Here is a 7,183-nt window from a genome sequence, read left to right on the forward strand (position 1 = left end):
AGTTTTGTGTGTGGTAACCTCAACTAACACCAAAATCCAGGGGGTGGCAAGTTTTTTTGCGTAAAAGACTATAAAACCAACGATTATTAGCGATTTATATATATAAGTTTTGACAATACGTATGATGGAGTTGGGGTGATGAAATGAAAACGAAACTTTACTTAGATAATCAATCTCTTATTTGTGGGACTACTCTAAAAGATAAGTCTGAACCAGAGCAGAACAATATGGCTTTACACGTATGCGAACGTCCTCAGCAAGTAATTGAAAATCGATTAAAATTAGCATCAGCATTAAATTGTGGAATCGATCAATTCGTTTGTGCGAATCAAACCCATAGTGCTAATGTTCACCGAGTCTCTGTTAACGATAGTGGTAGAGGGTCTCTTAGCACAGAAACTGCAATTAATGAAACAGATGCTCTTTACACTTTTGAACCAAATATTTTGCTATGTACATTTACTGCAGATTGCGTCCCTGTCATGTTCTATAATAATTTAGCTGGGGTTGTGGGAGTTATTCATTCTGGATGGCAAGGGACAGTAAAAGAAATAACAAGTAAAGTGTTTCAGCATTTAGTAGAAGAAGAACATTGTAACCCATCAGATTTTCACGTAATTCTCGGACCTGCCATTAGTCAAGAAAAGTTCGAAGTAGATGAAGATGTATATGTAAAATTTAAAAACCTCGGATACGCTGATGACTTTATTACATTTAATGATAAAACGAAAAAATACCATATAGATAATCAACAAACTGTGAAGAAGCAATGTGAATTAATAGGCATCCCTTCAGAAAACATTCAACTTGACTTAACTTGTACATTCAAAAGTAGTGAAGGTTTTTCATATCGAGAAGATAAAAAGGCTGGTCGACATTTAAGCTTTATTATGAAAAAGAACTAAATGATATTGCCCATGAAATAATTACTATTAGCCAGGTATGTTAATTTGCCTGGCTTATCTTTTATTTAACTCCCAGAATATATCCCTATTTTAATTTCACTGATACTTTCTACTAATCTTTCATATATTACTTTATTGAACATAAATTAGAGGGGGCTTTTATATTGCTCGTACATGTTGTGCGACAGGGTGAAACACTTTGGTTACTTGCAAGCCGCTATAACGTAAGTGTAGATAACATTATGAAAGTCAACGAGCTACCTAATCCCAATCAATTATTAATCGGCCAAGCAATTCTCATTCCAACACCTGGCACCACTCACACCGTTCAAGTTGGAGAAAATTTATGGTCTATTGCTCAAAGCTATGGAGTTTCTGTTAACTCCATTATCATGGCAAATAAAATCACAAATCCTAATCTACTCCTTCCTGGAACAACTTTATATATTCCACCAATTACCCACACTGTGCAACCAGGGGAAACCTTATGGCGCATTGCCAATAGGTATCAAACAACAGCTCAAGCAATTATGAATGCAAACAACATTCAAAATCCGAATATCATCGTTGCTGGTACTCAGCTACTAATTCCACGGAAAAAACCAACCATTGCAGTAAATGCTTATACGTATCAGAAGGATGCTGCAGCTGCACAAACCGTCAATGAACTCGGTCATCTTTTAACCTACCTAAGTCCATTTGCTTACATCATTAAGGAAGATGGTACGCTTCAGCCATTTACAGATGAATTAATGTTAGAAGCTGCGCGAGCTAATAACGTCACACCTATGCTTTCCATAACAAATCTTTCTTTGACAGACGTAGGTACAAATTTAGCCCATGAAGTTCTTTCAAACCCTGAAGTTGTTGAAAGACTTATCACTAATATTCTTAATGTGATGGATGAAAAAGGATATAAAGGATTAAATGTTGACTTTGAATATGTACTACCAGAAGACCGCGAAAATTATAATCAATTTCTTCAGCTCGTTGTTGACCGTCTTCACCCTAAAGGCTATTTTGTGTCAACAGCCGTTGCACCAAAAACAAGCGGTGCTCAAGAAGGTTTATTATATACAGCTCATGATTATGAAGCACATGGTAGAATAGTAGATTTTGTTATGTTAATGACTTATGAGTGGGGATGGAGAGGGGGGCCTCCACAGGCAATCTCACCAATTAATGAAATGCAAAAGGTTGTTGAATATGCCTTATCTGTTATGCCTGCAGACAAAATCTTTTTAGGATTCCAAATCTACGCAAGGGATTGGAAAATACCTCGCCAAGTAGGTGATGAAGCGGAGACCTTTAGTGCACAAGAAGCAATTCGCCGTGCAACACAATATAATGTACCCATTCAATATGATATAGCGACTCAATCACCATTTTTCCGTTATGTCGATGAACAAGGGCAAGCTCATGAAGTGTGGTTTGAAGATGCCCGTAGTGCTCAAGCAAAATTTAATCTAGTTAAACAATATAATTTAGGGGGAATTAATTATTGGGTATTAGGCTATCCATTCCCTCAAAACTGGGCGTTATTAGAAGATAATTTCGAAATACAAAAGCGTGTATAAAAAGGAGAGATGCTATGGATATATATGTTCGACCCGGAGTAACCTTTTGGTATTTAAGCCAGGTATTTTCCATACCCCTTCGATTAATTATCGACTCAAACCGTAATGTCAATCCACAACTCTTAACAATCGGCCAAACATTACGCGTTCCAGGGTATGTAACATACAATTATCAAATACGAAGCGGCGATACTTTATGGCAAATTGCTCAACGAAATAATCTACCTGTCGATACACTTTTCCTTGTAAACCCTGATTTAAATCCAAACCGCTTACAAATTGGTCAAGTCATTCGAGTGCCACGTAGAGTTACTTGGCGTTTTGTTAATGGCAAACAAAATTACGATTACAATACAATGATGAATGATTTATGGACACTCGTTGCTGTCTATCCTTTTATACAAATGGAGTCAATTGGAAATAGTGTTTTAGGTCTAAATATTCCTGAAGTTGTCATTGGGAAGGGTTCTAAACATGTTCATTACAATGCCTCTTTCCATGCAAATGAATGGATTACTACACCAATTCTTATGACTTTTTTAAATGACTATCTATTATCACTCACCAATCAAAATTCAATTCGCGGCTTATCTTCACTTCCACTATATATACAAACATTCCTTTCTATTGTACCAATGGTGAATCCAGATGGTGTAAATTTAGTGATTAATGGTGCCCCTCAAAATGCCTCATGGCGAGATCAAGTTATCGAGTGGAATAACGGCAACTCTGATTTTTCCAATTGGAAGGCCAATATAAACGGGGTAGACTTAAATGATCAGTTCCCTGCGAAATGGGAAGAAGAAAGAGCACGAAATCCAAAGACACCTGGACCAAGGGATTATGGTGGGGAAGCTCCATTAACTCAACCAGAAGCAATAGCAATGGCAGACCTTACTAGAAGACGGGATTTCTCAAGAGTACTTGCTTTTCATACACAAGGGGAAGTCATCTATTGGGGCTTTGAAAATCTTGAACCCCCTGAATCCGAAACGATGGCAAATGAGTTTAGTCGTGTAAGTGGTTATCAACCAGTAAAAACACTTGAAAGCTATGCTGGTTATAAAGACTGGTTTATACAGGATTGGCGTAGACCAGGTTTTACAATTGAGATCGGTTCAGGGACAAATCCACTTCCTCTTTCTCAATTTGATGGGATTTACGATGATGTACTCGGAATATTTTTAGCTGGACTTTATCTTTAAAATAAAATGCCGGATCAAAGCATTTCTTGATCCGGCTATCTTTATGTGAAATATTCAATCTTTGCCTTTGGAAAGAACTTTTCCATTGCTCGATACAAATGTTCTTTCATCTCTTCTTCTTCATCTTTTTGATAGATAAATTTATTAATTCCATACTTCCCCCATTTAACTCGCCTTTTTGCTTCATCCAATTCTAACTTTGTCATTGGATAGTTTTTTTCAATGACCTTTTTAGCAGGTCTTGTGAAACGGTGTTGAATAAATTCAAAAGTTATATCATCACGTACATCTTGTGGAAGTTCTGCATCAAGTCGTTCAAACATGTGATAATACCCTTCTTGCCAACCCTCATGTAAATAGATGGGAGCCACTATAAAACCTAGTGGGTAGCCTGCTCTTGCCACTTTCCCAGCAGCTTCAATTCTACTTGCTAATGGAGAAGTTCCGGGTTCAAAATGTTTAATGACATAATCTGCATTGATGCTAAAACGAAACCGGGTATTTCCATTATGTTTTGCATCAAGTAAATGGTCCACGTGATGAAATTTCGTAACAAATCGTAAACGGCCATATTCGGTTTGTCCAAAATGTTCAATCGCTCTTTTTAAAGTATGGGTTAAGTAGTCAATACCAACAATATCTGAGGTACACGATGCTTCAAAACGAGTTATTTCTGGTGCACGTTCTGCTATATATTTGTCTGCTTGTTCTAATATTTCTTCCACATTTACATATGTACGAATATACGGTTTACTGCCCATTGTTGTTTGTAAATAACAGTAATGGCAATGTCCCATACATCCTGTTGCAAATGGAATCGCGTATTCAGCAGATGGTTTTGAAGTATCAAATTTTAACGTTTTTCTTACCCCTACTACTAATGTAGATTTTGCAATACGGTACTTTTGAAAATCGTTATCTCCAGGAAGATTACGAATTTGATTGTGGGACGTTGTTGTACGAATTTCAATCCCCATACCTTCAAATTTCCCTTTTAGCTCTTTTCCAAGTGGGTAATCTAAAGCTTTCGGTTCAAAATAAACAAGCTGAGGGATAAATGGTTTTCTCATGCAGTATCTTCCCCAAAATATTTATTGTAGGCTTGCTCGGCTTCTTCAAAAGTCGAATAAATAGCCAATTCCTCCGTTAAAGGATAGTACGTTTCATATAAAAATACAGCCAATTGTTTTGGGTTTTCTGGATTTTTGACAACTGCTGCTTCCTGTATTGTAGCTACATCCGGTATATGGGAATTACGAATAAAAACATAGACAATATCCCCCGCTTTATACTTGTTAAACATGTCTTCACCTTCCTCAAACAATAGCATGTCAAAAGAAGAATAAATTATGACAATAAAACTATTCTCCTAAAAATATTTACTGGGACAAAATAACAATTAATATATAGTCGAATATAATTAATCGTGCTTTATTTTAAATTTTTCCAAATATACTACGGAAGGATTGGAGACCCCATGAAAAAACTTTTGCTATTTGTTTTTGTTTCTTCGCTCATGTTTTTGTTCGGGTGTAGTGCCTTTTTTGGATCAAAAGAAGTACCTGCAACACCAGTCACTAGTAGTGAACAACCTATTAAAACAGAAGAGACAAAGACAATTGAAACGCCAAAAATTACAGAGCCAACCATAAATAATTCCAATGATAATTTAGCAGATGCATTTACAAGTTATATGGATGAAATTTTTTTATTAGCACCTGAAGAAGATCGCTTAATCAGTCTGTATGGTAGTGTAACAGGTGCCAACTATACAGATGATGCAACAATGTACTACACACTAGTAGATGAGGTGCTGCCTGGGTATAGACAATTTGTTGTTGATTTAGAAGCCATTAGGCCGAAAAATCAAGAGATTCGAGATTTACATGAACTCTATATTGATGCAGCAAACGTTCAATATAATGCGTTTGTCATTATGATTGATGCTTTAGAAGAACAAGATGGTAATAAAATTGCAGAAGCTAACCAAGGGCTGGATGAAGCAAGACAGCTAATTCGTCAATGGCTATATGGGGTTGAAGATCTTTCAGCTAAGACAGGAGTTAGTTTAGAATAGTATGTGTAATATGTACACAACATGTAGAAGTTTTGCATGTTGTGTATTTTTTTGTGATAAAAATTTTCAGTCCATGCCATATTAAGAATGTACAAATTAGAAGGGAGTGTTTCTTATGGGTAGAGACGATAGTAATAGTAAAGGTACAAACAAGCAATCATTACCCCAAACACCAGATAATTTAAAGATAGCCCCAAACAAAATAAGAGAAGAAATTGCATCTGAGCTAGATGAACTCCACCAACTAGTAGAAAAGACAAAACAAAATACAAAACGCAAACTATAGGAGGCCTTTACTTTGGACTTTAGCCGTGCTCAGCAAATTTACTCTTCTCCAAAAGAATATGAAGTTAGTTATAATGGTGTATCAATTTGGATTGATAAATTACATGAAGACGGAAAAACAGCAACTGTACATTTGAGACATTCCTTAGAAGAACGCTCCGAAGTGGATGTTTCGGAATTAAAAGAAGAATATTTAATTCAATAAAAATTTTTTATACTGGCACAAATAAAAATAGCCCATTACATTATTGTATTGGGCTTTAACCGTTATTACTTTAAAAAATACCCCTCTATCAATTCTTTTAAAAGAGCAAACACGAAGAAAAGGCACGGAACGATTAGTATATAGAAAGCAATATAACAATATTTAATATGTGCTATTTCTTTTTCAATCCATTTTTCAGCAATCATTACGAATTTAGATAAAATTATTCCTCCAATAATGAAAAGGAAAGAAAATAAAAATATTCCCAAAGGTTTCTGAGGGCCATTTAATTCCCCATTTTCTTCTGTGAAAAATGGATAACTAAAAATACATAAAATAATCAATCCGTACAGAAAACCACCAATGAACCAATTGCGAGGTAAATAATTACGACAAAATATAAACAATGTACTAAAGGCTAATGCAGACCCAATACCAATGATTATTAAAAGTAAGGTACCTTGAAATGTAAAACCTGTTGAAAGATTAGGATAAACAACTGCTACAATTTTCATGATAAGCCGTAATAATATCCCTAGTATGATTCCAGTACCCATTGCCGCAATAAATCCAATCCCTATTTGTTTTATTCCCCTACTAAGTAAAGATCTAATATGAGTCCCCCCTAATTTTGCTACATTCCTATATATTATTTTTTTAAAATGACGGATTGTAATATTAAGTGCAACACCTGTAAGTCAAAATAGAAGAAGCCCACAACGACCTCGTATAAAATGTTAGTTACCACACAAACATCAAAGGAGGAATCGTTATGAGCTATACTCATCTTACTATATCTGAACGTTCAAAAATAGAAACTTACTTTGAGTTAGGTTATTCTATTCGACAAATTGCAGAATTTCTCAAGAGAAGTCCATCTACAATTTCAAGAGAGTTACGACGACATCTAAATTGTTCTCCTGAAGAGG

The 7,183-nt window shown here is 35.5% G+C and carries 10 protein-coding genes; 7 read left to right on the top strand and 3 right to left on the bottom strand.

Annotated elements, in window-relative coordinates; genetic code table 11:
* Nucleotides 1–143 precede the first annotated feature (143 nt).
* The 3 genes from pgeF to D8M03_RS16695 all read left to right on the top strand — a co-directional run bounded on the left by pgeF (nt 144) and on the right by D8M03_RS16695 (nt 3,687).
* A complete protein-coding gene (gene pgeF, locus D8M03_RS16685; protein WP_121215930.1) occupies nt 144–905 on the top strand; it encodes a peptidoglycan editing factor PgeF in 762 nt (253 codons plus the stop codon).
* A gap of 164 nt (nt 906–1,069) precedes the next feature.
* A complete protein-coding gene (locus D8M03_RS16690; RefSeq protein WP_121215931.1) occupies nt 1,070–2,482 on the top strand; it encodes a glycoside hydrolase family 18 protein in 1,413 nt (470 codons plus the stop codon).
* 14 nt (nt 2,483–2,496) lie between these two features.
* Nucleotides 2,497–3,687, top strand: coding sequence for a M14 family metallopeptidase (locus tag D8M03_RS16695; RefSeq protein WP_121215932.1), 1,191 nt, complete (start codon nt 2,497–2,499; stop codon nt 3,685–3,687).
* A gap of 41 nt (nt 3,688–3,728) precedes the next feature.
* Here the strand turns inward: D8M03_RS16695 and splB are convergent, their stop codons facing one another.
* Nucleotides 3,729–4,757, bottom strand: coding sequence for a spore photoproduct lyase (gene splB, locus D8M03_RS16700; protein ID WP_121215933.1), 1,029 nt, complete (start codon nt 4,755–4,757; stop codon nt 3,729–3,731).
* The gene (locus D8M03_RS16705; RefSeq protein ID WP_121215934.1) at nt 4,754–4,990 is read right to left on the bottom strand and encodes a transcriptional regulator SplA domain-containing protein; all 237 of its coding nucleotides are present in this window, start codon (nt 4,988–4,990) and stop codon (nt 4,754–4,756) included. Before D8M03_RS16705 ends, splB begins: the two co-directional genes overlap by 4 nt.
* A 174-nt stretch (nt 4,991–5,164) precedes the next feature.
* On the opposite strand from D8M03_RS16705, the gene D8M03_RS16710 reads away from it, so the two are divergent.
* The 3 genes from D8M03_RS16710 to D8M03_RS16715 all read left to right on the top strand — a co-directional run bounded on the left by D8M03_RS16710 (nt 5,165) and on the right by D8M03_RS16715 (nt 6,254).
* A complete protein-coding gene (locus tag D8M03_RS16710; protein WP_121215935.1) occupies nt 5,165–5,764 on the top strand; it encodes a hypothetical protein in 600 nt (199 codons plus the stop codon).
* Between the two features lie 115 nt (nt 5,765–5,879).
* Nucleotides 5,880–6,050, top strand: coding sequence for a YfhD family protein (locus D8M03_RS17830; RefSeq protein WP_170148487.1), 171 nt, complete (start codon nt 5,880–5,882; stop codon nt 6,048–6,050).
* A 12-nt stretch (nt 6,051–6,062) separates the two neighbouring features.
* A complete protein-coding gene (locus D8M03_RS16715) occupies nt 6,063–6,254 on the top strand; it encodes an H-type small acid-soluble spore protein (protein ID WP_121215936.1) in 192 nt (63 codons plus the stop codon).
* A 65-nt stretch (nt 6,255–6,319) separates the two neighbouring features.
* Here D8M03_RS16715 and D8M03_RS16720 read toward each other — a convergent pair whose 3' ends face one another.
* Complete coding sequence (locus tag D8M03_RS16720) at nt 6,320–6,811, bottom strand: hypothetical protein (RefSeq protein ID WP_121215937.1); 492 nt, start codon at nt 6,809–6,811, stop codon at nt 6,320–6,322.
* A 215-nt stretch (nt 6,812–7,026) separates the two neighbouring features.
* Between D8M03_RS16720 and D8M03_RS16725 the strand changes: the two genes are divergently transcribed.
* On the top strand, nt 7,027–7,183 hold a 157-nt coding region (locus D8M03_RS16725; protein ID WP_147404838.1), incomplete at its 3' end, for a helix-turn-helix domain-containing protein.

The sequence above is a fragment of the Ureibacillus endophyticus genome (genome assembly GCF_003628435.1).
GTDB classification, from domain to species: Bacteria; Bacillota; Bacilli; order Bacillales_A; family Planococcaceae; genus Ureibacillus; species Ureibacillus endophyticus.